We start from the raw sequence: 25,634 nt of genomic DNA, 5'->3' as shown, positions 1-25,634 counted from the left end.
AGAATTTGAAAAGAAAAAACAGCAAGGACTTAAAGTCCCTGCTGCACGGGATAACAGTCAAATAAATTTGAATGCTTCCTAAAAATTTATTGCAATTTACTTGTTTTCTAACACAGTACCTATGATTCCGTTGCGAGGAAAATCAGAATGATTTTCAGAGTAGGAATCAAGCCGGTTAAAGTTAATTGTTTTTGGTTTAGCACTTAGCAAGCAATGGATTATAGCCAGTGTTGTACCCAGTTTTTTTATATAAAATCACTATCGACAACTATTAACCAATTATTCCCAATTCCATAAACTTCGATAAAACCATATTCGGTAAAAAATCCTTTTTCGGTTTGTTTTGGGTCACACGTTGTCCAAGTCAGATTTAGTGTTCCGATTGGATATTTAGTCCATTCCGTTGCGTATTCAACTTCTTTACATTCCGAATCGTTGCGAACAGTAATGAATTTAATTCCATTATTTATTAATTCAGTCGATAAAGATTTTTCTAAATCCGTTGGGTATATTCCTTTTCCCAAATTTGAGTTTACAAATTGATTTTCTAAAATCCGATTCGTCAAATTATTCCATTCCGCTTTTTTGTCCGAAAATTGAGCAATTTTTTCCGCTACAATTTCTTTTCTTTTTTCCTTATCGTTTGTACAGGAATAAACACCAAAAGTCAGTATGAAAATCAGAATTATGTCTTTAAATCGATTCATTTCTCAAATTGGGTACAACTGCAGGGTTAAACGTAGTTCTGCTTAGAGAAAGAAAAGATAATAAATTCTTTAGCAATAATTTGAGAAACGGACTTGATTGTAATCTCAAATTATGGATTATCAATTAGCATCGCGAAAGCGAAGCGTTAATTGTAGAATTTATTAGCTTGGGAGTTCGAAAAGGGGAACCAAATTACTTTTAACCGACGATGTTGCACGTTTTGGCTCGAAGCCCGCTGAAGGCGATAGTCCTTGGCGATTACTAGATAGTAATTTGGTTTAACCCTGCAGATGATAACACATTTACTTTAAGGACGGGAGTGCGAAGCACGTAGTAATTAAAGTTCGCCTTTGGCGAATGTGTTATCATCGGTCTCGGCTATGAGTAGTTGCGTGGTTTAGCACTTAACTTTGCAAGTACACGCCAAACTGAAAATCCGCGAGGATTTTCAGAAGTAGGTGAGAACAAGCAATTACTTATAGCCATTGTTACCACACGTTTTTTATTCAATTATTAATTCTATCGTTTCATTAGCAAAACTTGAAAAGCCTCCTTTTTCTCCTTTCGTTAAATCGACTTTCAATTTCAACTTCAAATTTGTATTTTTCTGTTTTGCAATTAATTGTTTTGAAAAGACTACTCTAATTTCAGTTTCTTCATTTGGTTTAATAGTTTCTTTATTCCAGTTCAAGTAAGCAATTTGTTTATCTAGCTCTATATCAGAGATGTGAAATTCCTTTTTACCTGTATTTTTTAAGATGAAAACGTAAGGTTTAGAAAAGTCTTGCTTTAATTTCTTTATAGCCAATTTTCTATCAGAAATCTCAAAACTAATTTCCTTGGCAGGTGCATCATATTTAATTCCGAATTGGATTCTATTTCCATTATTGTAATTAATACTTGACGTTGAGTAACTTTTGTTTTCCGCTAATTCAGCGATTAAGGTAATTTTTAAATCCCTAGTTTCTCCAATTCCAAGAGGTTTATCTCCTAAATCAAATTTTATTTCTTCATTGCTCAAAAATTTTGGTTCTTGAAATTCAATTTCCTTATTTGAATTATTTTTTACACTAATTATCTTGGTCACGTCTTTTTTACCATCTGTTTTTCCAAAGTCGACTAATAAGTCTCCAATATTATTTTCTTTGTCTATAGCTAGGTCAGTAAGATTGAGTATTTGCAAGCCGTATTTTTCTTTAAATTCGGTTTCAAATTTTTCTTTTTCATCAGATGTTGATTCGTTTTTACCTCTATTTTCAATTTCCTCAATGACATAAGAGCCTAAATTTTGCGACCACTGCATTAAAGGTAAATTTAATTCTTCGATTATAATTGGTTGTTTTTCAGTAACCAATTTTCCAGTTTGTGAGCTATAGAAAGTTATAAGGTTGTCAATTTGTGATTCGGTGTAATTTTTAGAGTATATAGGTTTTACTATCTTTTTAAATTCTGCAAGTGATTTTTTAGTTACCTTTTGCTCTAAGGATTCCCAATAATTATCTGAAATTCCAATATTATTTTGTTTTTGATAATCGATTGTTTGAGTAATGAGGTTTTCGATATTTCTTATAGTTCCATCTAATTCTAATAAGTTCTCTATTTTTTCATTAATAGATTGAGCGCTTATCTGGAATACAAATAATATTAAAAATGTAAAAGTTAAATAGATTCGCATAGTTTTTCTCAAATGTGTGGTAACATATGTATAAACACACTGGTGTGTATTAACACCCAAATATAAAGAAATACTTACATGGAACTCTTTTCTATCCCTTCAGTAGCTAGATAAAAATTTCTATTTGAAAAAGAAGTACTTGTTTTGTACCATTAAGAGATACTTACCCCATACTTTTCTCCCAATTTTTCAAGCATTTCAACCGTCATCTTTTCAATGTCAAAGGCATGTTGCCAGTGCCAGTCATTTCGGGCCGAAGAGTCATCAATACTTTTAGGCCAGGAGTCGGCGATTTTTTGTCTAAAGTCAGGGTTGAAGGTGATTGTAAAATCAGGAATGTGTTTTTTGATAGCTTCAAATAGGTCTTGAGGTGTAAAGCTCATAGCGGCCAAATTGTAGGAAGATCTAATTTTTACATCATCTTCTGGGGCTTCCATAAGGTTGATGGTCGCTTTTATGGCATCATCCATAAACATCATGGGCAAAGAGGTATCTGCACTTAAAAAGCACTCATAAGATTTTTCGGTAAGTGCTTTGTGATAAATGTCTATAGCATAATCTGTGGTTCCTCCACCAGGTAAGGTTTTCCAACTGATGATTCCTGGATACCTAATGCTTCTCACATCCACACCATAATTCTTAAAATAATATTCACACCAGCGTTCACCTACTTGTTTGGTTATACCGTAAACAGTAGAAGGCTCCATGATGGTATGTTGCGGTGTGTTTTCTTTGGGGGTATTGCTGCCAAATACAGCAATGCTTGAAGGCCAAAAAACTTTTTTAATCACCCCGTCCTTGGCTAAATTCAACACGTGAAATAAAGAATTCATATTTAAATCCCAGGCAGCCATTGGGTTTTTTTCTCCCGTTGCACTCAACATGGCCGCCATTAAATAAACAGTGTCTATGTCATGTTTGTCAATACAATTCTTGACCGAATTATAATCTTTGGCGTCTACGATTTCAAAAGGACCAGATTGAACAACTTCCATATTTCTGGAATCAATATCACTGGCAACCACATTGTCTTTACCGTGTTTGTTTCTAAGTGCCTGAGCTAGTTCAGATCCTATTTGCCCACAAGCACCAATGATTAAGATTTTTGAAGTCATTTTGGTCATTTAAAAAGTTGCACAAAATTAAGAAGATTTTGTGGTTTCAAATCATAAAAGCCACTTAAATCTTAAAGCTCTTTGGGAATGGTTTGAATTCAATATATTTGCTAATCTTATAGTAGTGCCCATGAGCAAGATAACATATGTTTTTATTCTTTTTGTCCTTTTAAGTTGTGGTGAATCCCAACAAACAGAAGTAGTTCAAGAGGTTGAAAAAAGTTCGTCCATAACCAAAGAGGACATAGCCCAAATAAAATATACCGAGTATGTCGTTGATCCCAAAGTCGCTGTCTACACTGAAAACTGGAATAAATATACCGAACTGAATGATGTTATAGCTAAATTGAAATTGGGCGATTATTCCTATTTTCAAGACAACCAGGAAATCTTATCTACCTTGTTGACAGATCTTCAAAAAACCATACCTGCAGAGTTAAACTCGCCTTCGGTAATGGCGCGTTTGGTAGCTGTTGAAAATGCCTGTTTAAAATTGGAAAGCTTAGCTAATTTATCAAATATTGACAATGAAGAAATGGTTAGTGTTATTGGTGAGGTATTAATTGCTTTTAACAATATGAGTCTTCAAATGAACAAGAAATTGGAACGTGAATCCCAACAGATTTACAAACCCTAAATAGCTGTAATAATCCTTATTTTTAAAAATTACTCTCAACTAAATAATAGCAAATTTTAAAATTATAATTAAATATGAATCGTAAAATCATGAACGCTTCTGTTCTTGCCGCGGGTGTGCTAGTAGGCTTATCATCTTGTAAGGAAGAAAAGAAGGAAATGGCCGAAGTATATGTTGCTCCGGGTATTGAGCTCAAGAACATGGATACTTTGGTAAAACCAAGTGAAGATTTTTTTAAGTATGTCAATGGGACTTGGTTGGAAAACAACGAAATCCCAGCTGATAGAACCAGATGGGGAAGTTTTGACGAACTTCGTCAAATGACTGATGAAGATGCCTTAGGTATTTTAAAGTCGGCCATGGCATCAGATAACAAAGACATGGCACAAATAAAAGTTATGCCTGGATCTGATCAAGAAAAAGCCATTAAAATCTATGAAACCATCATGGATACCGTTGCAAGGGATAATCAAGGATTGGAACCTATTAAACCTTATTTAGCGGAAATTGATGGAATTAGCAATTTGGCCGATTTACAAGCTTATTTAATAAAAATGGAACCACAAGGTGGAGCTGGTTTTCTAGGTTTTGGTGTGGGATCTCACCCAAAGAATAGCGATATTAATGCAGCTTATTTAGGTAATGGGTCTCTTGGTTTAAGTAGAGATTATTATGTGGACCAAGACGAAGATACCAAGCAAAAAAGGGAGCTTTACAAGGCGCACATTGCAACCATGATGAAATATCTAGGTGTCGATGATGCTACCGCTACCCAAAAGGCTGAAAACATATTGGCATTTGAAACACGATTGGCTGAACCAAGAATGACCAAGGAAGAGCGCAGAGATGCTAGAAAGCGCTATAATCCTAAAAGTTTGGAAGGATTAAAAGAAATGACGCCATCTATCGATTGGAACACTTATTTTCAAGGTATCGGCGTGCAATCTGTAGACACGGTTATTGTTTCAGATCCTGGTTATTTTAAAGCTTTGGACGGAATCCTAAAAGAAGGGAACGTTCAAGACTGGAAAGACTATTTGACTTGGACTTTACTTAATGGTGCTTCTGGAAAGCTAACGACTGAACTAGATAGAGTAAGTTGGGAGTTTTACGGAAGAGATTTAAAGGGTTCTAAAGAACAAAGAGAAAGAGACGAGCGTGCTTTGCAGACTATCAACTGGACTGTTGGAGAAGCTCTTGGAAAACTATATGTGGAGCAAAAATTCCCTGCAGAGGCTAAAGCCAAAGCAGAAGCCATGATTAAAAATGTGATGCTCGCTTATGGTAATAGAATCAAAAATCTAGAATGGATGAGCCCAGAAACTAAAGAAAAGGCTATTGAAAAACTAGAAAAAATGACCGTTAAGATTGGTTATCCAGATAAGTGGAAAGACTATTCCCAAATGGAGGTGAAAACTTATGAAGAGGGTGGTTCTTACTATGATAATATGACTAATGTATCTAAATGGAGATTTAATAAGGACTTAGAAGATTTAGGTAAACCTGTGGATAAATCAGAGTGGGGGATGTCTCCTCAAACTGTGAATGCCTATTTTAACCCATCTTATAATGAGATTGTGTTTCCAGCAGCTATTTTACAACCTCCCTTTTACAACTATGAGGCAGATGAGGCTGTAAACTATGGTGGTATAGGAGCAGTTATAGGACATGAAATTTCACATTGTTTTGATGACTCCGGTTCTAGATATGATGCCAATGGTAATTTAAATAATTGGTGGACCGAAGAAGATTTGGAGCAATTTACCAAGCTGGGTAAAGAATTAGCGGGTCAATTTAGTAATGAAGAAGTGTTTCCAGGAGTTAATCTTAATGGTGAATTTACTCTAGGAGAAAACATTGGTGATCTAGGAGGTGTTAATGCCGCTTATGATGGATTACAAATGTATTTGGCAGAAAATGGAAACCCAGGGGAAATTGATGGGTTTACTCCAGAGCAACGTTTCTTTTTAAGTTGGGCAACCGTTTGGAGAACTAAGTACCGTGATGACGCTTTAAGAAACCAAATTAAAACAGATCCACATTCTCCAGGAATGTTCCGTGCTGTTATGCCATTAAAGAATGTTGATGCTTTTTATTCAGCTTTTGATGTAAAAGAGGGAGATGCCATGTACTTGGCGCCAGAAGATAGAGTTAGAATCTGGTAAGAGCTATTGAAATAATAATAAAAAAAGGGGTGTTTTAAACGCCCCTTTTTTATATGTTTTTAGTTTTTGGTTTCTGGTTGCGGTGGGTTTTTCTGTCCCTGTAACGCCTGTTTGGTTATATAAGCCAAATTAAAATTAGGTGCCAAGGTAATGGCTTCATCTAGTGTGGTTATGGCTGTATCAATATTGGTCGCCTTGTTTTTATTAAAAGTAACCAATGCTTTTAAATATAAAAAACCAGCCTTGATGGGTACTTGATAAGGCTGTTGTGATTCGTAATAGGTTCTACCTACTTCTGGCTTTGAGTTTTCTATTCCGTATTCAACATATTTGGTAGCTTGAAGTAATTGTTGGGTTTGCAAATACATTTCTGCAAGTTCATAAGCAACTCCTACTGTAGCTTCTCTTTTAAATAGTTCTTCAAAAAAGGGAATGGCTTTTTCTACTTGTTTCATCGCCTTTAGGGAAACAGCTTTTACTTCAACAGACATGTCAGAATCAGTAGGATTCAGTTCAATTCCAGAGGTATTCAGAGCTTGAAAGTACATGCCTTCACTCATGTAAACATAGGCTAAGGTATCTTGCCGCTGCGTAGATGGTTGTAAGACATTTAAATGAGTAAGTGCATTAATGACCCCTTGTGCATCTGCTTGCTTTTGCATTTGCTTATAATAGGCTTTATAATGGTTAATCAGTTCTTGATTGCTTTGGGCCTGAACAGCCACTCCAACCCATAAAAATAGGATTAAAATTCTTTTCATTTCTTCTTAATTTAATGAGCCAAATCTAGTAAAAATATTAGCTTTTAAGTCAATATATAAATAAAAAGACCATCATTATGATGGCCTTTTTGCTTGAGAATAGAGCATGAATTGATTATTCAATGACCCATAAAAAGATGCAAATCGTTATTAAGAGATATAAAATAGCTAAAGCTACCTGTAGCCTGTATTTTATAAACTGTTTAAACATGACCTATTTTTTGATGATTTTTTTTGCAAACACTTGATTTCTTCCAACTAATTTTAGGAGATAGGTTCCTTTTGATAGTTGAGAAATGTCAATGGTATTTGAGGTTAGATCACCTTTATTTACTAACTGACCTGTGATGGAATAGATTTCGAATTTATTAATTGGATTATTTCCAGAAATTCTAATTTCGTCAACAGCAGGATTAGGATAAAGAGTAAGTACCGTAGAACCATCGAATTCGTCAATACTCAAAGAATTTAATTGAAAAACCGAAACGTAAGAGTCTGCTTGTCCAGCTGATTTTGATTGGATATCTTCTCCTTCAAAAGGGTTGAAATCTACAGTTGCGCTTCTAAAAGTTCCAGTCAAAAATATGTTTAGATCTAATACATCTGCCCAAATCTTTTCTTCATCTCCTGTGCCACCTATTAGATAATGTTCAACATAATTTCCAGTCGCTTCCTCAATAACTAGCAAGAAGGCATCCTCAGAATTGTTGTTTGATGTTTCTGATACCACACCTTCTGTAGCAATATCGAAATCTGTTTCACCTTGAATAACTCCAGCGAAATAAAGATTGCTGCCATTTAAGCCCACTGAATAAATCATCTCACTGGTTCCACTTGCATCATTTCCATCAACTATATAAGTGCTTAAATAGGTGCCATCTTGATTAAATTTTGATGCAAATCCGGCAGTACCACCTAGAATGGATATAGTATTTTCTTCTTCGGTTGGGTCAAAATCTGTATTCCCCCAAACTTGACCTGTTACATAAACATTTTCATTGATGCAAATGACAGATTGTACATCATCAAGAGAGGCATTTCCAAAAGTGTGTCCCCAAACAAAATCACCATCATTGGTAAGTTTTACTATATAAGAATCAAAGCTTCCGACATTAACATGAAGGTCTTCAGATTCTGAGGAAGGATCTAAATCAATAGTTTGGTTAAAAGTTCCAGCTATGTAAAGGTTGTCTGCATCATCAATATCAATAGATTCAGCAGTTGTAGTGCTTTGGTTGGTCCCAAGACTTTTTAGTTGTTTTGCCCATATAAAATCACCACTGGCATTCAATTTTACAATATAGGCATCTTGAGAAAGTGATTCACTGGTAGAAACACAATCAATTTGAGTTGTATAGGTGCCAGCTCCGTTATTCGCGCAAAGCGCATATTCTGAAGAACCTGGATCAAAATCTGCAACAATAAACTCACCAATGGCATAAACATTACCTTCTGAGTCTACCTTAATACCTTTACCATTTTCATTGGCTGCACCGTAGGCATTGCTAAATTGTTTTGCCCATAAAAAATCACCATTACTATCTAATTTGATGATAAAAGCATCACGTGATAATAAAAAGGAAGTTTGTGCTAAAAAGTACTCAGTATTAGGATCTGGGTCTGCATCAAAAGCATTGGATCCAGCTCCTTGAAAAAAACCAGTGAGATAAATATTATCATTGTTGTCAATGGTAATATTTAATCCAGCATTATCTGCACCGCCATTAAATGATTTCACCCAAACCGGGTTACCATTGGCATCTGTTTTTGTTAAAAAAACATCTTGATTCCCTCCGGCAAAGGATGCCGTTGTATCTCCATAGGTAAATGATCCTTGATGGAAACCTACAGTATAATAATTATTTTGACTGTCATAAGCTCTTCCAAATGGGAAGGTAAGTCCTGCCTGACCAAAAGTGTTGGTCTGATTGTAGACTTGGGCACAAACGGATTGTCCCAAGAAAATAGCCATTAAAATTAAAAGGTTGAAGTGTTTCATGAAATTAGTTTTTAATTAAATATTATTTATCTGAAATTCTAAGCCCAATCCTCTTATACTTTTGATTTGAATGCTTTCGTCATCTTTAAAGTATTTTCTGATTTTACTTATATATACATCCATACTTCTGCCTGAAAAGAAGTCATTACTATTCCAAATTTTTGTTAGAATATCTTCTCTTCTAATTAATTGATTTTGTTGGCTGTATAGGAGGTAAATTAATTGCGCTTCTTTTTTAGTTAGGTTAAAGGATTCGTCTTTAGATTTAAGAAGTGAATTTTTAAAATCAAAAGCATAAGAGCCTATTTGTATGATATTTTTGTCTTCTATATCCTTTAAAACAAATTGCTGCTGTTCTGTTCTTTTAATAATATTTTTTATTCTTAATAAAAGTTCTTCAGCGTTAAATGGTTTGGTGATATAATCATCGGCACCCAATTTTAATCCTTTTATTTTATCCTCACCGGTTATTCGGGCTGTGACAAATAGAAAAGGGATTTCGGGGTTGATATAAACCATTTTTTTAGCCACATTAAACCCATCTAGTTTGGGCATCATCACATCCAATATGCACAGATCGTAATTTTTTGTTGTGAATGCATCCAAAGTTTGATTTCCATCTTGAGCCCAATCCACCAAATATCCGTTTCCTTCTAAGTAATGCTTAAGCATGGTACCTAGATCGATATCATCTTCTGCTAGCAATATTTTTTTCATGGATGATGTAATTTAATGGTGAATGTTGTTCCTGTTCTTCTAGAGCTTTCTACTGAAATAGTCCCTTTATGTGCCGTGATAATTTGCTTTGCATAATATAGACCCAAGCCCAGGCCTTTGTAATTATGTTGGTCCTTCTCACTCACACGATAAAACTTCTGGAAAAGATTTGGTAAGTGTTTCTTGTCAATACCAATACCATTGTCATGAATATTCAATAAATAGGAATTGGTTGATGTATCTTTTGAAAAATGTATGTCGACAACCGTACCACCATATTTCACAGCATTGTTTAAAACATTTAAAATGGCAGTACTGATATAAAATCTGTCTAAAACCATAGTGGCAGACTTTAAATCAGAAAGGAATCTAATTTCAATGTTGTCTGGAAGAGGGATTTTAAAATCATCTATGAGCTCCTCCATGAAAGCGACGAATTCGATTTCCTCTTTTTCTAACTCAATTTCTTGATATCCCAGACTGCTATTCAACACCTGGTCAATCAATTTTTGTAACCTAATATTTTGTCTGTTAATGACGTTAATGATTTCTGCAGACATAGATTTGTCATCGTGATCAAAATTGTCTGTTAAGTTTTGAGTGGCTATGGATAAAGTTGATAGAGGCGTCTTTAATTCATGAGTCATGTTATTAATGAAATCTGTTTTGATTTCCGACAGTTTTTTTTGTTTCATTAGGCTCTTAATCGAGTAATAAAATAAACCCGTCATGAATAGAAATAGAAGACAAGATAAAAGCAGAAGGATGGTCATTTGCTTTGCAACAAACATTCTCCAGTTTTCCACACTCATATAGATTTGAGTTTTAAAGTCTAATAGAAAAGTTTGCGATTGACCATCTATTATAATTTCATGGTCTTTATTCCATGAGCTGTTGTTTACCAGTATGGATTCTTCGTCTGGTCCTAGCTTGTCTCCTAATAAAAATATGGGGGCATCGCTTTGAGATAAAAAGGACGTGGTTTGATCTAAACTATCTTTTACAAATATGGATATGGCACTTTTATTGAACTTAACCGTAAATGGTAGGTCTTGGTCCTTTAATCCATTTTGGTAGGCTTCTCTAAAAACAGGATTAACTTCTTCAGTTTTAATTTCGAGGTTTTTTAAAACTTGATCTTTAGAAATTTTTCCTTGCTCAAATTGTTCAAGCTGAACTAGAAAATCATTTCTGTAAATCCACATAAGTGAATCGATATTCTTTGTGGTATATACCTTCGCTAAAGAAATTCTGGCATTGTTTATAGCATCCTTCTTTTTTAATTTGTAGGTATTGAAGATAAGATAGGACTGTATGCCCGTTAGTGCTATTAAAGTAAACACAGACAGGAAAACTAGAAGGCGGGTATTTTTTATCATCTTCACGGCGTTAAAATTATTGTAACGGTTTATTTTACAGTAAAATAAACAATCCGTTTAACATTAAATTAACCGATAAAGAAAAATTAAAAGTTCCCTTATTTCGCCATAGTAAGGGACTTAATTAATTTGAACGGTTTTTTTAATAATCACAGCATCGTTTAAAACAAATGGTTTTGGTATCATGTTGGATTTTCGTTGTGGTATTGTAAATTTTTTATTGGTTAATAAATCAAAAGTAGCTTCATAAAACTGTAAGGTTGTCGCTTGATTCTCAGGCACTGAAAAGGAAAGTTTCAAAGGTTCTTCATCAGATACATAGTAACTAAAAAGGCGATTGTTTTTCCTCTCAGAGAAATTATATCCTAAAGAGTCTGAAAACGCTAAGACTCCGTTGACTTTGGTGTTTTTGAAAACAGAATTGGAGTCTGAGAATACTTCAATTCTCTCGGCAGATCTATTTGAAATCATAATGAGTTCAATATTTCTAAAGCCATTTATTATCGTATCCTGAATGTACTCAATAGTAGGTTCTGGAATCATTTTTACTGGAGCTTTTTGTGAATAAGTTAGACCCGTGCTGTATTTGCTCGCAAATACATTTTGGTTTTCTGATTGAACCTCCGTTTTTTCTTGAGAGATGTAGTTTTGCGTCCAGTCATCAAGCAAATGGTCATAGGTGGCCCATTGGGCTGTATGTGTGTTAGAATCCAATAAATATACTAAACTATTAGGTTTAGGTCTATCTTCAGAAAAGTCAGAGTTAAAATGAGCCGAGAATAAAAACCATAGAGTTAGTACCCCAAACACGATTGTGAACCTGTTTTTATGTTTTATGGATCCCAGAACAGGAACAACCAACCCAAAAATCATGACGGTCAAAATACAGCTTAAAAAAAGAATTTTTAAGCCCAAACCTACTGGGAACATTTTTACAAATGGTGACATAATCATGAGCACCGGAACGGTCAGTAACGCCAATAGTATGAGGTTTGGTTTTTGTTGCCTGAGCATGATAAAGAGGCTTAAAAGGCCGAAATAAACAGGAATAATAAAGAAGCTTGCTCCCTCTAAGGCAAAGGCGGCTATAGTACATATTAAGAGCCAAAAGGTTAGAGGTGCGACGAACAAACTAGCTAATTTAGTTTCTGTATGAAACTTAGAGTAGATAAAGAAACAAATCATCATTGCCAAAGAAGTAAATGCTGCAATATAGGTATAGCCGTTATAGGTAAATCCATGAAGAATTTCACCATATTGAGGGTAAATGGATAGCAGAAGTTTCCAAAGAAAAAAACCGCCCCCCCCAGATAGGGTCAAACTTCCAAAAAAGGCCAAAAAACCTTTTCCAATCCATTTACCAAATAGCATTTGATTCCTAAAGCCATAAATTAAAAGCCATAGAAAGAGCCCAAAGGCAATAATTAACATAGGGAAAATCCATGAGAAAGGGTAAGTAACAGTCTTCAAAAAGGGAACATTAAAATAAATGTGGTCGTCGTTACTTTTTAATTGGGTGAGATCTGCTTGAGAAAAATAGGATAGAAGCGGCATCAAATAACTGCCTTGGTGTTCTAAGGTATTTTTGTCCAGTCTTTCAAAATTGTCCAATGCAGTGTGATAGTCAAAATGGTCCCCTATAAATGCGAAATTGAAACCATCAATATTTCCATCTTCCCTAAACCGAGTTAAATCGGTGTCATTAGGAAGCATTTTATAAATACTGTATGCGAGGGAGTTTGCCACGGGATATTCGGGATGAGCTTCCACAAAACCTTTCATTAATTGACTATTTCCTTGATTAGTCTCTACCAGCATATAGCTAGGACCGCCACTACCTCGAGCCTCAAAATTGAGAACCAACCCTACATCTTTGGCCCATGGATGTTGGTTGACAAAAATATCGGCGCCGTTTAATCCAAGCTCTTCTCCATCTGAAAAAAGAATAATAATATCGTTTTTTGGCTTTTTACCATCAGCCATGTAAGCTCGAATACCTTCCAGGATGGTTACAATTCCAGAACCGGCATCACTGGCCCCTAAGGAAGAGTGGGGGTTGCTATCGTAATGGCTTAACAATAACAATGCCTTGGTGTTTTGGGAGCCTTTTATCCTAGCTAGGATGTTTTTTGCCTTTGCTAGATTGCCCCACTGGCTCATGGAATAACCTTCCTGAATTTCTGGTTTTAAACCAAGGGCTCTCAACTCGTTCACTAAATAGTTTCTCACACTTTCATGCTCTTTATTTCCTAAAAAGTGTGGCGCTAAGCTCATGGGCTTTAACTTTTCTAAAGCTCGTGCCGTTGAAAATTGATTGGAATCGGCATCTTTTGCTGAAATGGTGTTAGGTAACAAAGCTTTAAAACTCCAATAGATAGCCAAAGCTATCAGAAGAACGGAAATGATTTTTCTTAACATGGGTGGAATGAAAGTTAGTTCTTATAAAAATAAGGAAATTATAGACAAAATGGCTGTTAATAATATTTCTTAGGAATGCTCAAAAAAAAAAGGTATATTTAAGAAACTCAAAATCAGACTTATGGGAATTAAAAGTTTTCAAGGGGCAAGAAGGCAAACCCAAAAAGAACAACAAAACACGATGTTACAGGACCCTATCAAGGTGAGTGATTACATGACCAAAGAGCTTGTAACCTTCAGGCCAGAGCAATCTGTTGAGGAGGTTATTTCAGCATTAATTGTTCATAAAATATCGGGGGGACCTGTAGTAAATGACAACAATGAATTGGTGGGAATTATTTCAGAAGGAGATTGTCTAAAACAGATAAGTGACAGCAGATATTATAACATGCCTATGATGCAGGATGATGTTGGAAGCAGAATGGTGACTGAAGTAGAAACCATTGATGCCAATATGGATGTTTTTGATGCGGCTAAAAAGTTTTTGGATTCTAAAGTAAGACGATTCCCCATATTGGAAGGTGGAAAATTGGTTGGTCAAATTAGCCAAAAAGACATCCTAAAAGCCGCCATGAAATTAAGGGGGCATAATTGGAAATGATCTATTGTTTAGATAGTCGTTTTTTGTGCTTCGGGTAGATCGGTTATGATTATTTTTTGTTTGCCATCAGCTTCTAATTGCGCAATTTTTGAATAGGGATATTCTGGAATGGGCTCATTGAGTGTTTTCCATGAAACTTTCCCCGCTACTGTAATGCGTTCTCCCACTGATATAATTCCTTCAGTATACCTTAGTGATTTATTGAAACCAAATAGCCCTGTGCTGCTAATGTCGTATTGAGATAGTAGCCTTTCAAATTCAGGGGTTGGATCATTAAAAGTTCCAGAGTCTGTTTCTTTATCCGTAACTAAATAATTGATATAATTTAGAGGATTTTTCGTGGGCTTTATAAGCAGTAATTCACCATTTTTTTCAACAAAAAAATCCTGATAGCGTTCTTCTTGCACCAAGGTTTTCCAATGGGAGTTTTTGCCACTACCTTTTTTCTGCTCAATTTTAATACTATAAAAGACACATTTCCTTCGGCTTAATGGTGCCAAAAGGGGCTCGTTGGCGTGGAGTGCTTTGCCATGTATTTTTACAAATTCATTGGATTTAACACCATTAATTGATCTACTTGGAAGTTTTTTAAGGGTTCTTAAAATGACATTTTTGGCGCTAAATACTTGTGTTAAGATAATAGCAATAACGAAACCAGCGATAATGATTATAACAGGCCAAGGAGTTCCAGAAAGAAAGATTTTCATTGGTGGTATTTTTAGGATAAGTGATTGTTTTTGTCTATTTGTTACAATCTAATTTTCTCTTTTTACTAAGGCATAGTAATCATCTTCCAATGGCAAATATCCTTGATCGTATACAAAATAATAGGTTTTTCCAGCTTTGGTAGTATAGATGGTGGTAACGTAATTGAAATCAAATCCTTTTTCTATGAGTTTTGAGCGGGAGGCTTTTGATTTTTGATTGGGGTTCAAGGATTCCAAAATACGGTAGTTTTTTCTCAATCTGTTATTGACATTCCTGATGAGGTTTTTTGAGTCCTTGTTCAGTTTGTTGTTGTAGGCATTTCGGCAGGCATCACTACAAAACTTCTTGTCGATGCGTCCCACAATTTTTTCATCACATTCCAAACAGTTTTTTGCCATATCTAGTTAGATTTTACAATTCCAATCAATTGATTCATTAAGTCATGCAATCGGATTTTGGATTCAACATAGTCACAATTGCTTTGGATGGCAGCGCCTATTTTCAATTCGGGGTAATACATAAAAATGGAATTGAATCCGGGCATAAATCCCGAGTGGCCATAAGCGATGCCATGAGGTGTGTTGAAGACAAAGCTTCCCATACTATAGACCATGGGTTTCCCATTCTTAAAATCCTCTGGAGAATAGTTTTGAATTCTTTTCAAAGCCAGGTCAGAAAATAATTTACCCGTATAATAGATGGTTGCCCATTGAGCTAAATCTGAAACGGTACTTGCAAATCCGCCTCCTGTCCATTCAAATTGCGGATTAAAAATATAGAAACCATCGGTTACTGTTTTGTTGGGAACCATAAAACTTTTGGGCATTTTAGAATAGCCCACTGCCAAATTTGGCATGTCCCTTTGTAGGGATGGATAAGTGGAGCTTAATTCATAAGGTGTCAAAATGGTTTCTTGAATGAGTTCGTAATAGGGCTTGTTGGTTAACTTTTCAATAAGCATTCCTAATAAGATGTAATTGGTGTCTGAATAAGCGAATCCCTTTCCAGCTTCGTGAATAGGTTCCTTATCAAAAATAACTGATAAGCGATCTTCGTAGTTCCATACTTTATCAGGGTTTTCATGAAGTTGGTTCCATATTTCGGGAAGCAAAACATATCTTGGCAAACCACTACTATGGGTAAGAAGCATCTCGATGGTAATCTCATCGATATTTGGTAGCTTAGATAACCAATCTATTTCAGGAAAATAGCTTTTAAACAACTGGTTGTATGCCAGTTTTTGTTCGTCAATCAATTGGAAAATGATGGTTGCTGCATAGGTTTTTCCAATGCTGCCAGAAAAAAAAGTGTTTTCAGTAGTTAATGGAATTTCTTTTTCAACGTCCGTCAAGCCTACTGAAAAATCATGATGCCATCCATCATCACTCACATAGGTGAAATTCATTCCAGGCAGGTTATTCTCTTTAACAATTCTTTCTAAGTATGAAGTAATAGAATCTGCCGTGGTTACTTTTGATTGCGAATTAACACTCAAATGAAACGTAAACAAAAGAGCAAATAGAAGACCATATTTTTTCATGGAGGAAACGCGTTTAGTTATTCAAGATAGCGAATTTTCCTAAACTATTTCTTCCCTAATAGTAAAGTGTTTGTGCCGTTAACTTTGGTTAACCATTGGCAATGGAAACCATTGGAATTTAAGATCTCTTCTATGGTTTTTAAATTCTTGGAATTTCCGTTCAAGGAGGCATTGAATAGTAATTGTCCGTGTTTTGAAAAACGATGGACTAGTTCTGACCAAAAGGGGCGTTCTAAAAATAGTTTCGGTACTTGATCATCGACAAAAATATCAACAATGATTAGGTCAAATTTTGAAGTTGCATTCAAAACAAATTCATGTGCATCCATGCAAATCAATTCCAAGAACTCATTTTCCTGCAAGTCGTATTCTTCTTTGGTGATGGAAATCATGGTCGGATCGATGTCAACCGCTGTTATTTTGTTTTGATAGTCAAAGTCTTTTCGAAGGGTTCCTATCACACAGCCGCCTCCCAAACCAAGTAATAAAATATGTTGGCAACCTTCTATGTTTAATTGCCGTAATCCGGTTTTTAAAATACGTTGCAAAGAGCCATAAGAGTAATTGGTGTTTTGGGTGTTGAGATGTTTTTTTCCATTATACCAAGTAATTTCCAAAATACCATTATGAGAAGATGACACCTTTTTGGTAAAGGGAATAATATAGCTTAACCAGCGTTTCATGTGGCTAAAGTACAATTTTAGAACAATAACTTAATCGGTTACAAACGACTACAAACATTTACAAACGAATTTAAATAGGTAACTACCGTATAATCACTATCAATCAAATCATCTTTGCCTTGTCGAAACATAAGAACTCGATAGTATTAACTGTTTAACCGTAAAATTAAATTATTATGAACTCACTTAGAAACAAAGTACAGTTGATTGGTAGATTAGGGCAAGACCCAGAAATTATCACTTTTGGTGATGGAGCTAAAATGGCAAAATTTTCTTTGGCTACAGATGATAGCTACAAAGACAAAATGGGAAACAAAGTAGAACGCACCTATTGGCATAATGTGGTAGTTCGCAATGGACTCGTAAAAGTTGTTGAAAATTATGTAAACAAGGGGCAGGAAATTGCTGTTGAAGGGAAATTAACCTCGAGAAGTTATGAAACGAAGGATGGCGAAACGAGGTATATTACAGAAATAATGTGCAATGAATTATTGATGCTTAGTAAATAGACGTATGTTATTTTTAAATGAAAGGGAGGTCTTAGGGCCTCCTTTTTTATTTCTAAGTCGGGTTTCGAAATCGTTGTAACGTTATTTTATACTTAAAATATTTAAATCGACTTGAGCCTTTGCCAAAGCTTTCTTAATTTTATGAAAAACCAAGCATATTTTATGTCTACACAACAACCAAAATTAACACGCTTTAAACAAAACGTCTTATCCAAATATCATATTTACAACAGTATTTTTATGACGCTGCCTTTTGATACCATTTCAAAAACGGGAGTCCTCTTACCGTTGTTTCATGAAACCTGTGAAAAAGGGTTTAAGAATGGAGATAATCCAACTACAATTGTTGAGACCTTCTTCAAAAAGTATCAAGGTAGAAGAAATGAAGAAAGCCAATTAAATTTACTTTTCAGATTCATTCAGTATATCGAAAGACAAGTGGTTTTGTTTGATGCCATTGAAGATGCTGCTTTTCCCATTGTAAATAACATGGATGGAATAGGTACCTTAAGAAGTTTAAAAGGATCTGCCCGTGCTGAAAACAAGTTGGAGGAACTAAAAAAATACCTTCGCGAGTTTAAGGTGCGTATTGTTTTAACAGCGCATCCTACGCAATTTTATCCTGGCGAGGTATTGGGAATTATCACAGATCTTTCAGAAGCCATAGAAGAAAACGATTTATTGAAGATAAATGACTTGTTGGCGCAGTTGGGTAAAACACCATTTTTTAAACACCACAAACCTTCACCTTATGATGAGGCCGTAAGCTTGATGTGGTACTTACAGAATGTATTCTATCATTCCTTCGGAAAGATATATGACTACATCCAACAGAATATTTTTGAAGATGAGGTTTTAGAAAATGAAGTCATCAACATAGGGTTTTGGCCTGGGGGAGACCGAGATGGAAATCCATTTGTAACTCCAGAAATTACTTTGAAAGTCGCTCAAAGGCTTAAAGAGAGTATTTTAAGAAATTACTATAAAGATGTTCGTAGGTTAAAAAGACGCTTGACTTTTAGAGGTGTGGAAGATAAGGTGTCAGAACTGGAAAGTAAAATCATTCCTATGTGTGAGGGTAAGAACCCAAAAGCTATGGATGTACAGGAGTTTAAATCCATTCTACAAAACATCAAACAGACTTTAATCAAGGAGCATCAAAGCTTGTATATCGATCAGGTAAACAGTTTGATCAATAAAGTACATCTTTTCGGTTTCCATTTTGCCAATTTAGACATTCGCCAAGATAGTAGAGCACACGCAAAGGTATTCAACGATATGGTTGATAAACTTCTTGAAACAGGAAGTGATATTTTCCCGAAGAATTACCATGATTTAACTGAACAGGAACAAGTAAAAATTCTCTCCAATATCAAGGGAAAAATTGATTTGTCCATTTTTGAAGATGAAGATGTATTGAAAACATTGGAGACGATGAAGGTTATCAAAGCCATTCAAGAAGAAAATGGGGAAAGGGCAGCCAATAGATATATCATCAGTAACAACCAGACTACCCTGAATGTGATGCAACTTTGGGCTATGTTAAAATTGGTGGCTTTCCATGATGACCTCACAGTAGATATTGGACCTTTATTTGAAACAATCGAGGATTTGGAAAATGCGCCTGCAGTTATGGAGGAACTTTATACCAATCCGCAATATGCGGCACATTTAAAGAAAAGAGGCAATAAGCAAACTATTATGTTAGGTTTCTCTGACGGTACTAAAGACGGTGGATATCTTATGGCCAATTGGGGAATCTTTAAAGCTAAAGAACGTTTGACAGAGGTTTCAAGAAAGTATGATGTAACGGTGATTTTCTTTGATGGTCGTGGTGGACCACCAGCTCGTGGTGGAGGTAAAACCCATCAATTCTATGCTTCATTGGGGCCAACTATTGAGGACAAGGAAGTACAGTTAACCATTCAAGGACAAACCATCAGTTCCAATTTTGGAACTTTAGATTCATCCCAGTATAACTTGGAGCAATTAATTAGTTCTGGTATCCAGAATAAATTGCACGGTGAAAGTTTAGCGATGTCACAAGAACATATCGAAGTGATGGATGATTTGGCAAAAAGAAGTTATAAGGCGTATTCCGACTTTAAAGGGCACCCAAAATTTGTACCTTATTTGGAGCGCATGAGTACACTTAAATATTATGCCAAAACAAATATAGGAAGTAGACCTTCCAAGCGAGGAAAGTCTTCTGAACTGGTATTTGAAGATTTACGGGCTATTCCATTTGTAGGTAGTTGGAGTCAGTTAAAACAAAATGTTCCCGGATTTTATGGAGTTGGAACAGCATTGAAACATTATGAAGACGCTGGTGAGTTTGATAAAGTCGTGGAATTATATAAGGGATCTAGCTTTTTCAAAACATTGATTGAAAACAGTATGATGTCCTTATCCAAATCCTTTTTTGATCTAACCAAATACATGGCTGATGATCCTGAGTTTGGGGAATTTTGGAAAATCATCTATGAGGAATCTGAAACCTCCAAGCGACTTATTTTGAAGTTGACAGGGTATTCAGAATTAATGCAGGAAGAACCTTCTGGGAAGGCTTCTATAGCCATAAGGGAATCCATTGTATTACCTCTTTTGACCATACAGCAATACGCCCTGAAAAAGATTCAAGAAATGCAGAAAGAGGGAGAGCCAGATAAAGAGAAAATAGAGGTTTTCGAAAAATTGGTGACCCGTTCCTTATTTGGGAATATCAATGCCAGTAGAAACTCAGCTTAGAAAGATAAATTTGTAAGTATCCTGATTTTTATGATATTTGCAGAACTAATGAGAAATTTAAGTATACATAAAGCAACTGGACCGCTGTATTTACAGCAGTGTGATTTTTGTGGGATTGAATCAAGTAATCCACAAAGAAAAGGGCGTTATGTATCTATTTCAAACTGATTTTTTTATTGACTTAAGTTAGAAACATATATAGATTTAGAAGCGTCCAAGGTATTGGGCGCTTTTTTTATGAAAAAATTTTTGAAGAATTTGGAACAAGATTTTAAAAAGTAAGAATACAGCAATTGAAGAGTAAGCAATTGAGAGACAGTATGTTGCCGGTAAGCTCTAAATATCTGCCATAAGCGGACAGGAATAACTATGTCTAAAAGCAATATAAAACATTGATAATCAGTAAATTAAAATCAAAAAATTGTTTGGATTTTAAAAATTTGTTTTCATCTTTGCACCGCAGTTTTCAATAAACAAACTGTCAAAAGAAATAATATTTATAAAAACTTAAGAAGCCATGTTAAAGCTTATAGCAATTACAATACAAAAGGGTGATCATGGATCATTCAGTTGGCTTCGGTATTTTCTGTAGAACTTTCCACAAGAGATCCGAAGCAAATAGAATTACTGTTTCGGATTGATTTCCTACGCATTCATTTTAGGATACAACTATCCAAACAGTAAGTACCTTACAGTATTTGTACTGTAAGCTTGCAGAAGTATTTATTATTAAAACTAAAGAAAATGGAAACAAATTTAAATAACATGTATCTGTTTCGAGCCATAGAGAATTATCCCTATGAATTGGAGAAAGCAGTGGAGGCTTTAAATTATGCACTGGCCTATGATCCAGAAAATGTACGAGGGTTACACCTAATGGGTAAAGTTTACAGTGAGCAATTAAATGACTATGAGATAACCAAAAGTTATTTTGAAAAGGCTATCGCAATCAATATAGAAGCATCTTATGTATACCCTGATTACATCATGGTTTTAATTAACAACCATGATTATGATGTGGCTCAAAAAGTGATTGATTATGCTAAAGACGTTAAAGGTATTGATAGAGCATTAATAGCCTTGTATCAAGGCTATATCATGGAAGCTCAAGAAGACTATGAAGCTGCTCAAGATGCTTTGAAAGAAGCGAAGCAACTAAGCATGAATAATGATTTTTCTTACTATGTAGATGACGTTTTAACACGTGTAGATAAAAAAAGAAAGGAGAGAAATAATAAAGAGCGTGTTAAAGAAAATGAAGAGAAAAAAGAGTTAGAAAAGGAAAAAGAAGCTTCAAACGGTTGGTTTAAAAATAGACTAAACGGCTTGTTGTAATCCCCGGCCTAAGTGCTGGGGAATTCTCGGGAATACGTCAGCGTTGGAGAGCTGAAACTGTCTCAAATGCATTTATGCATTCAGCGAATCAATAATATTAAATATTGATTTTGAGTTAAAACTTGTTGCATTTTGCTTAGGAGGTTCGAAATGCAAAGCATTCATGAGCACGATTGGAAAATAGATAGAAGACTTGCGAACTAATCCTTCAATTCCCACACTAAAAATAGGACTGTAGTTCAAAAGGTAGAGCACCCGCCTGTCTCTCGGAAAGTGGCGGGTTCAATTCCTGTATGTTCCTTAAATGAATAGTTCATTGAAAAACTTCCTGCCTACGCAGGAAATAATATCAAGCTGGTCTTGTTGGGTGTTTCTGTATGGCACTATTGTATAGAAGGTTGCGGTTTCGTATGACTCTTTTATATCCAACCAGACTTGGAGGTTTTGACTATTAACCAAAAAATAGTTGACACGCTATAGGTCGTGGGTTCGAATCCCACCGGAGCCACAAAGATATTTTAAAATGGCTCCGTAGTTCAGTCTGGTTAGAACATTAGCTCTTTAGAGGGTGCCGGTTCGAGTCCGGTCTTAAGCTTGGAGACATCCATGGCTTTTGTAGCTCAACGGCAGAGCACTACACTTTTAATGTAGTTTATGGACTTATAATCCATCAACACCAAAGCTTATCATCTTGTAAAACTGATAACCAAAAAAGGTAGATGGCAAGTTGGCTTTAAAACTTTAGGGTTAACAAGCAATCTTGAATGTACTTTGAATAATTGGATAGGTTACTCCGAGTGGTTGTTCCTTTAAGGTGTTCAGAAATAGAAACCATTCTTTTTGGAATGTTTGAAATTTCCCAATGCCGAAAAACGAACTTCCAACCGTGTACCCACTTTTTATTCCGTGCCCGATAGATGATTTGCTATCTACTGTTTTTAAAAAAAGAAAAAATGAATTGAAAATAAACTTCAACGTGAGATTGAAGTGGACAGCCTCCGTTACGGGATTTGTCAAAATCAGTTGTTTAATTTAAAAATGAATGAACATGAAACGAGTAAGAATCAATGCCGGTAAGGTAGGTTTGGTTTTTAAAAATGGTGATTATCTTCGTGTAATCACTCAGGGAACCCATTGGGTAGGATTTAGACAGCAAGTGGTTGTATATAACCTGGCTAGTATCTTTTCTGCTCCAATAGCACTCGAAATCTTACTTAAAGACAAGACTTTGGAGGCGCTTTTGGAAGTAGTAGAAGTTAAAGATGGCGAATTGGTGCTAGTTTATGAAAACGGAAATTTCAAAACCCTTCATGCAGCAGGACGTTATGTGTACTGGAAAGGTTTGATTGAACGTGAATTTGTACGTGCCGATTTGAGCAAGATCTATATCACAGAAAAGATAGATAAGGCTTTGTTCAGCAATTTAGAGGTAAACAAATACATTAGAACATTTGATGTAGCGGCCTATGAAAAAGCAGTGCTTTTGGTAGATGATGAATATGTAAAGACACTTGCGGGTGGTACTTATAGATTCTGGAGGAACGACACCTCAATCAAAATTGCCAAAGTCGATATGCGTCAATTACAATTGGAAGTTTCTGGTCAGGAATTGTTGACCAAAGACAAGGCAGCCATCCGTATTAACTTTTATACACAGTATAAAGTTAAAGATGTAGAAAAGGCCTTGTTGGAAAACAAAGATTATGAAAAGCAATTGTATGTGATTATGCAGTTGGCGTTGAGAGCTTATGTAGGTGCTTACACCTTGGATGAACTTTTAGAACGCAAAGAGAATATTGCGAAAGCTGTTTTTGAGAGTGTTAAATCAGATGCGGCCAAACTAGGTGTTATGCTTTTGAACTGTGGTATCAGGGATGTGATTCTGACAGGTGATATGAAGGATATCATGAACCAAGTATTGGTTGCACAAAAGAAAGCGCAAGCCAATGTTATTACAAGGCGTGAAGAAACTGCTGCAACCCGAAGCTTGCTCAACACAGCGAAATTGATGGAAGAGAACGAGATGTTGTTCAAGTTAAAGGAGATGGAATACGTTGAAAAGATTGCCGATAAGATTGGTGAAATCACAGTATCTGGAAATGGAAATGTGGTTACCCAGTTGAAGGAAATCTTTTCAGGAAAGTAGGTGTTCAAAGAAAAGAGCCTTAGAATTTTCTAAGGCTCTTTTAATTTATGCGACATTTTTTAAGAGATCAAAACAGGGGCATTTCGAGCACCTTTTCTTTTCTCCTTTTTTATATTTTTCACAACATTTGCTCTTTACTTTGTTGGCATTAATAATACCAGCTTCATGAAGTTTTTTGAGCGCTTTTTTCTGCTTTTTCTTCTCCTTCTTTTTCCCCACAATAATGCAAATGATTAATTCCGAGGCAAATCTAATTTATTTTGATTAAATCTAAATAAATTTAAATGTTAAATTTATTCAGGTGATGTGGAAGATGCTGAACTCACTGTTAATTGTTGAATGTCTCGGTCAAATAAATACAAACCACCTTTATCATTTCCAATCATGTTGATCTTATCTAAAATAGTTCGCGCCATGGCTTCTTCCTCTATTTGTTCAGAAACATACCATTGTAAAAAGTTATGCGTGGAATAGTCTTTTTCCTGAAGGGTGATATGAACAAGTTCGTTGATGCTTTCAGATACAAAAACTTCATGTTCAAACAGTTTTTCAAACATTTCCTTAAAAGAATTAAAAGTTACGTTTGGAGCCTTTAAGGCAGAAATTTGTGCATGACCACCTCTTTCGTTGACAAACCTTACTAACTTAAGCATGTGTTCGCGCTCTTCATCAGATTGTTTATACATAAAACCAGCAACTCCTTCCAAACCTTTTACCTCGGCCCAACATGCCATTGCCAAATATATTTGTGAGGATTCTGCTTCAATTTTAATTTGATTGTTTAGGGCCTTTTCTATGTTTTTAGTAAGCATATCATCTTGTTTTAAGTAAAGTTACATAATTTTTATGCCCCAAATTGTTAGAATAAATTTAAATTAAAAGCTAAAAAAAGAGTTCTTGAGCTAACCTGTAGGTGTTGGCATGAGCCTCTACAATGATTTTAATATCAGGAGAATAACCGCCTCCCATACTGCACATCACCGGAAGTTGATATTGTTTGCAGGTTTCCAAAACAAATCGATCTCTTGCTTTACAACCTTCAAGGCTTATGCCTAATTTACCTAGTTTGTCGGAAGCTATAATATCGACTCCAGACAAATAAAATATAAAATCGGGTTGATGGTTTTCAATGAGTTGGGGAAGGGTTTGCTTGAGTATGTTCAGGTACGCTTTATCACCTGTCTGATTCTCCAATTCAATATCCAAATCGCTCCGTTCTTTTTTAAATGGATAATTGTTTTTTCCATGCATGGAGAAGGTAAAGACCCTTGGTTCATTCTGGAATATTTCGGCTGTACCGTTACCTTGGTGTACATCCAAATCAACGATCAAAATCCGTTTTGCCAATTGATGATTCAATAAATATTGTGCGCCAATGGCTTGGTCGTTGAGTAGACAAAAGGCTTCTCCTCGATTAGAATAAGCATGATGTGTTCCTCCAGCAATATTCATGGCTACTCCATGATTTAAAGCAAATTGACTGGCCTTAATGGTGCCGTCCGCTATCATGATTTCCCTTTGTACCAAGGTTCGACTTAAAGGGAAGCCTATTTTTCTCGCAGCTCGTTGGTCTAAGGTAACATTCAATAAATCATAGAAATATTCGGCATCGTGAACCGCTAAAATTGGATTATGGTTTTCCAAGTCTGAAGGCTCAAAAAAATTGTCTGGGGTACAGGTGCCTTCATGTAATAATTGCTCGGGAAGCCATTCATATTTCTCCATAGGAAACCGGTGGCCTTTAGGTAAAGGATGCTTATAAATAGGATGATAAGCAATTTTTAACATGC

21 protein-coding genes are annotated in these 25,634 nt (G+C 35.5%); 7 read left to right on the top strand and 14 right to left on the bottom strand.

The window, feature by feature from the left end; genetic code table 11:
* Positions 1-245 precede the first annotated feature (245 nt).
* From LOK78_RS08995 to LOK78_RS08985, 3 genes are all read right to left on the bottom strand, one after another.
* Positions 246-707, bottom strand: coding sequence for a hypothetical protein (locus LOK78_RS08995; RefSeq protein ID WP_232634648.1), 462 nt, complete (start codon positions 705-707; stop codon positions 246-248).
* Between the two features lie 503 nt (positions 708-1,210).
* The gene (locus tag LOK78_RS08990; protein ID WP_232634647.1) at positions 1,211-2,383 is read right to left on the bottom strand and encodes a DUF1573 domain-containing protein; all 1,173 of its coding nucleotides are present in this window, start codon (positions 2,381-2,383) and stop codon (positions 1,211-1,213) included.
* Between the two features lie 152 nt (positions 2,384-2,535).
* Positions 2,536-3,498, bottom strand: a complete 963-nt coding sequence (locus LOK78_RS08985) for an NAD-dependent epimerase/dehydratase family protein (RefSeq protein WP_232634646.1) — start codon at positions 3,496-3,498, stop codon at positions 2,536-2,538.
* Positions 3,499-3,628: 130 nt separating this feature from the next.
* On the opposite strand from LOK78_RS08985, the gene LOK78_RS08980 reads away from it, so the two are divergent.
* Both LOK78_RS08980 and LOK78_RS08975 read left to right on the top strand, forming a co-directional pair.
* Positions 3,629-4,135, top strand: a complete 507-nt coding sequence (locus LOK78_RS08980) for a hypothetical protein (protein WP_232634645.1) — start codon at positions 3,629-3,631, stop codon at positions 4,133-4,135.
* 74 nt (positions 4,136-4,209) lie between these two features.
* Complete coding sequence (locus LOK78_RS08975; protein ID WP_232405814.1) at positions 4,210-6,300, top strand: M13 family metallopeptidase; 2,091 nt, start codon at positions 4,210-4,212, stop codon at positions 6,298-6,300.
* Positions 6,301-6,359: 59 nt separating this feature from the next.
* Here LOK78_RS08975 and LOK78_RS08970 read toward each other — a convergent pair whose 3' ends face one another.
* The 5 genes from LOK78_RS08970 to LOK78_RS08950 all read right to left on the bottom strand — a co-directional run bounded on the left by LOK78_RS08970 (position 6,360) and on the right by LOK78_RS08950 (position 13,574).
* A complete protein-coding gene (locus tag LOK78_RS08970) occupies positions 6,360-7,061 on the bottom strand; it encodes a tetratricopeptide repeat protein (RefSeq protein ID WP_232634644.1) in 702 nt (233 codons plus the stop codon).
* A gap of 214 nt (positions 7,062-7,275) precedes the next feature.
* Positions 7,276-9,060, bottom strand: coding sequence for a T9SS type A sorting domain-containing protein (locus tag LOK78_RS08965; protein WP_232634643.1), 1,785 nt, complete (start codon positions 9,058-9,060; stop codon positions 7,276-7,278).
* A 15-nt stretch (positions 9,061-9,075) separates the two neighbouring features.
* Positions 9,076-9,777, bottom strand: a complete 702-nt coding sequence (locus LOK78_RS08960; protein ID WP_053970616.1) for a response regulator transcription factor — start codon at positions 9,775-9,777, stop codon at positions 9,076-9,078.
* Positions 9,774-11,156 carry a sensor histidine kinase gene (locus LOK78_RS08955; RefSeq protein ID WP_232634642.1) on the bottom strand — a complete coding sequence of 461 codons (1,383 nt, stop codon included), beginning with the start codon at positions 11,154-11,156 and terminating at the stop codon, positions 9,774-9,776. The genes LOK78_RS08960 and LOK78_RS08955 overlap by 4 nt, the downstream gene beginning before the upstream one ends.
* 120 nt (positions 11,157-11,276) lie before the next feature.
* Complete coding sequence (locus tag LOK78_RS08950) at positions 11,277-13,574, bottom strand: M28 family peptidase (protein WP_232634641.1); 2,298 nt, start codon at positions 13,572-13,574, stop codon at positions 11,277-11,279.
* A 121-nt stretch (positions 13,575-13,695) separates the two neighbouring features.
* On the opposite strand from LOK78_RS08950, the gene LOK78_RS08945 reads away from it, so the two are divergent.
* On the top strand, positions 13,696-14,175 hold the full coding sequence (locus tag LOK78_RS08945) for a CBS domain-containing protein (RefSeq protein ID WP_166956418.1): 480 nt from the start codon (positions 13,696-13,698) through the stop codon (positions 14,173-14,175).
* A gap of 8 nt (positions 14,176-14,183) precedes the next feature.
* On the opposite strand, the gene LOK78_RS08940 is transcribed toward LOK78_RS08945, so the two are convergent.
* Genes LOK78_RS08940 through LOK78_RS08925 form a run of 4 tightly spaced genes read right to left on the bottom strand, consistent with a single transcriptional unit; the run spans position 14,184 to position 17,106 of the window.
* Entirely contained in the window at positions 14,184-14,882 is a 699-nt protein-coding gene (locus LOK78_RS08940; RefSeq protein WP_232634640.1) for an E3 ubiquitin ligase family protein, read from the bottom strand.
* A 48-nt stretch (positions 14,883-14,930) separates the two neighbouring features.
* Complete coding sequence (locus tag LOK78_RS08935) at positions 14,931-15,281, bottom strand: hypothetical protein (RefSeq protein ID WP_053970611.1); 351 nt, start codon at positions 15,279-15,281, stop codon at positions 14,931-14,933.
* 2 nt (positions 15,282-15,283) lie between these two features.
* Positions 15,284-16,423 carry a serine hydrolase domain-containing protein gene (locus LOK78_RS08930; protein ID WP_232634639.1) on the bottom strand — a complete coding sequence of 380 codons (1,140 nt, stop codon included), beginning with the start codon at positions 16,421-16,423 and terminating at the stop codon, positions 15,284-15,286.
* A gap of 44 nt (positions 16,424-16,467) precedes the next feature.
* Complete coding sequence (locus LOK78_RS08925) at positions 16,468-17,106, bottom strand: methyltransferase domain-containing protein (protein WP_232634638.1); 639 nt, start codon at positions 17,104-17,106, stop codon at positions 16,468-16,470.
* 176 nt (positions 17,107-17,282) lie between these two features.
* Between LOK78_RS08925 and LOK78_RS08920 the strand changes: the two genes are divergently transcribed.
* The 4 genes from LOK78_RS08920 (at position 17,283) to LOK78_RS08905 (ending at position 23,844) form a co-directional block, all read left to right on the top strand.
* Positions 17,283-17,615, top strand: coding sequence for a single-stranded DNA-binding protein (locus LOK78_RS08920; protein ID WP_232634637.1), 333 nt, complete (start codon positions 17,283-17,285; stop codon positions 17,613-17,615).
* Between the two features lie 162 nt (positions 17,616-17,777).
* Positions 17,778-20,363 (top strand): phosphoenolpyruvate carboxylase, encoded by a 2,586-nt coding sequence (locus LOK78_RS08915; protein ID WP_232634636.1) that lies wholly within the window; start codon positions 17,778-17,780, stop codon positions 20,361-20,363.
* 744 nt (positions 20,364-21,107) lie between these two features.
* Positions 21,108-21,698: a tetratricopeptide repeat protein gene (locus LOK78_RS08910; RefSeq protein ID WP_232634635.1), complete on the top strand. Its 591-nt coding sequence runs from the start codon at positions 21,108-21,110 to the stop codon at positions 21,696-21,698.
* A gap of 1,048 nt (positions 21,699-22,746) precedes the next feature.
* Positions 22,747-23,844: a slipin family protein gene (locus LOK78_RS08905; RefSeq protein ID WP_232634634.1), complete on the top strand. Its 1,098-nt coding sequence runs from the start codon at positions 22,747-22,749 to the stop codon at positions 23,842-23,844.
* Positions 23,845-24,137: 293 nt separating this feature from the next.
* On the opposite strand, the gene LOK78_RS08900 is transcribed toward LOK78_RS08905, so the two are convergent.
* Entirely contained in the window at positions 24,138-24,656 is a 519-nt protein-coding gene (locus LOK78_RS08900; protein ID WP_053970606.1) for a ferritin, read from the bottom strand.
* A gap of 70 nt (positions 24,657-24,726) precedes the next feature.
* Positions 24,727-25,632 (bottom strand): histone deacetylase family protein, encoded by a 906-nt coding sequence (locus tag LOK78_RS08895; RefSeq protein WP_232634633.1) that lies wholly within the window; start codon positions 25,630-25,632, stop codon positions 24,727-24,729.
* Positions 25,633-25,634: the final 2 nt, after the last annotated feature.

Source organism: Mangrovimonas futianensis, assembly GCF_021245805.1.
Lineage (GTDB): Bacteria > Bacteroidota > Bacteroidia > Flavobacteriales > Flavobacteriaceae > Mangrovimonas > Mangrovimonas futianensis.
Note: the sequence above shows the minus strand (reverse complement) of the source record. Positions and strands in the feature narration are given on the sequence as shown.

Excerpts from the sequence above, each read along its gene's own strand:
- LOK78_RS08995 (WP_232634648.1), bottom strand. The coding sequence starts at position 707 with ATGAATCGATTTAAAGACATAATTCTGATTTTCATACTGACTTTTGGT.
- LOK78_RS08990 (WP_232634647.1), bottom strand. The coding sequence starts at position 2,383 with ATGCGAATCTATTTAACTTTTACATTTTTAATATTATTTGTATTCCAG.
- LOK78_RS08985 (WP_232634646.1), bottom strand. The coding sequence starts at position 3,498 with ATGACTTCAAAAATCTTAATCATTGGTGCTTGTGGGCAAATAGGATCT.
- LOK78_RS08980 (WP_232634645.1), top strand. The coding sequence starts at position 3,629 with ATGAGCAAGATAACATATGTTTTTATTCTTTTTGTCCTTTTAAGTTGT.
- LOK78_RS08975 (WP_232405814.1), top strand. The coding sequence starts at position 4,210 with ATGAATCGTAAAATCATGAACGCTTCTGTTCTTGCCGCGGGTGTGCTA.
- LOK78_RS08970 (WP_232634644.1), bottom strand. The coding sequence starts at position 7,061 with ATGAAAAGAATTTTAATCCTATTTTTATGGGTTGGAGTGGCTGTTCAG.
- LOK78_RS08965 (WP_232634643.1), bottom strand. The coding sequence starts at position 9,060 with ATGAAACACTTCAACCTTTTAATTTTAATGGCTATTTTCTTGGGACAA.
- LOK78_RS08960 (WP_053970616.1), bottom strand. The coding sequence starts at position 9,777 with ATGAAAAAAATATTGCTAGCAGAAGATGATATCGATCTAGGTACCATG.
- LOK78_RS08955 (WP_232634642.1), bottom strand. The coding sequence starts at position 11,156 with ATGATAAAAAATACCCGCCTTCTAGTTTTCCTGTCTGTGTTTACTTTA.
- LOK78_RS08950 (WP_232634641.1), bottom strand. The coding sequence starts at position 13,574 with ATGTTAAGAAAAATCATTTCCGTTCTTCTGATAGCTTTGGCTATCTAT.
- LOK78_RS08945 (WP_166956418.1), top strand. The coding sequence starts at position 13,696 with ATGGGAATTAAAAGTTTTCAAGGGGCAAGAAGGCAAACCCAAAAAGAA.
- LOK78_RS08940 (WP_232634640.1), bottom strand. The coding sequence starts at position 14,882 with ATGAAAATCTTTCTTTCTGGAACTCCTTGGCCTGTTATAATCATTATC.
- LOK78_RS08935 (WP_053970611.1), bottom strand. The coding sequence starts at position 15,281 with ATGGCAAAAAACTGTTTGGAATGTGATGAAAAAATTGTGGGACGCATC.
- LOK78_RS08930 (WP_232634639.1), bottom strand. The coding sequence starts at position 16,423 with ATGAAAAAATATGGTCTTCTATTTGCTCTTTTGTTTACGTTTCATTTG.
- LOK78_RS08925 (WP_232634638.1), bottom strand. The coding sequence starts at position 17,106 with ATGAAACGCTGGTTAAGCTATATTATTCCCTTTACCAAAAAGGTGTCA.
- LOK78_RS08920 (WP_232634637.1), top strand. The coding sequence starts at position 17,283 with ATGAACTCACTTAGAAACAAAGTACAGTTGATTGGTAGATTAGGGCAA.
- LOK78_RS08915 (WP_232634636.1), top strand. The coding sequence starts at position 17,778 with ATGTCTACACAACAACCAAAATTAACACGCTTTAAACAAAACGTCTTA.
- LOK78_RS08910 (WP_232634635.1), top strand. The coding sequence starts at position 21,108 with ATGGAAACAAATTTAAATAACATGTATCTGTTTCGAGCCATAGAGAAT.
- LOK78_RS08905 (WP_232634634.1), top strand. The coding sequence starts at position 22,747 with ATGAAACGAGTAAGAATCAATGCCGGTAAGGTAGGTTTGGTTTTTAAA.
- LOK78_RS08900 (WP_053970606.1), bottom strand. The coding sequence starts at position 24,656 with ATGCTTACTAAAAACATAGAAAAGGCCCTAAACAATCAAATTAAAATT.
- LOK78_RS08895 (WP_232634633.1), bottom strand. The coding sequence starts at position 25,632 with ATGTTAAAAATTGCTTATCATCCTATTTATAAGCATCCTTTACCTAAA.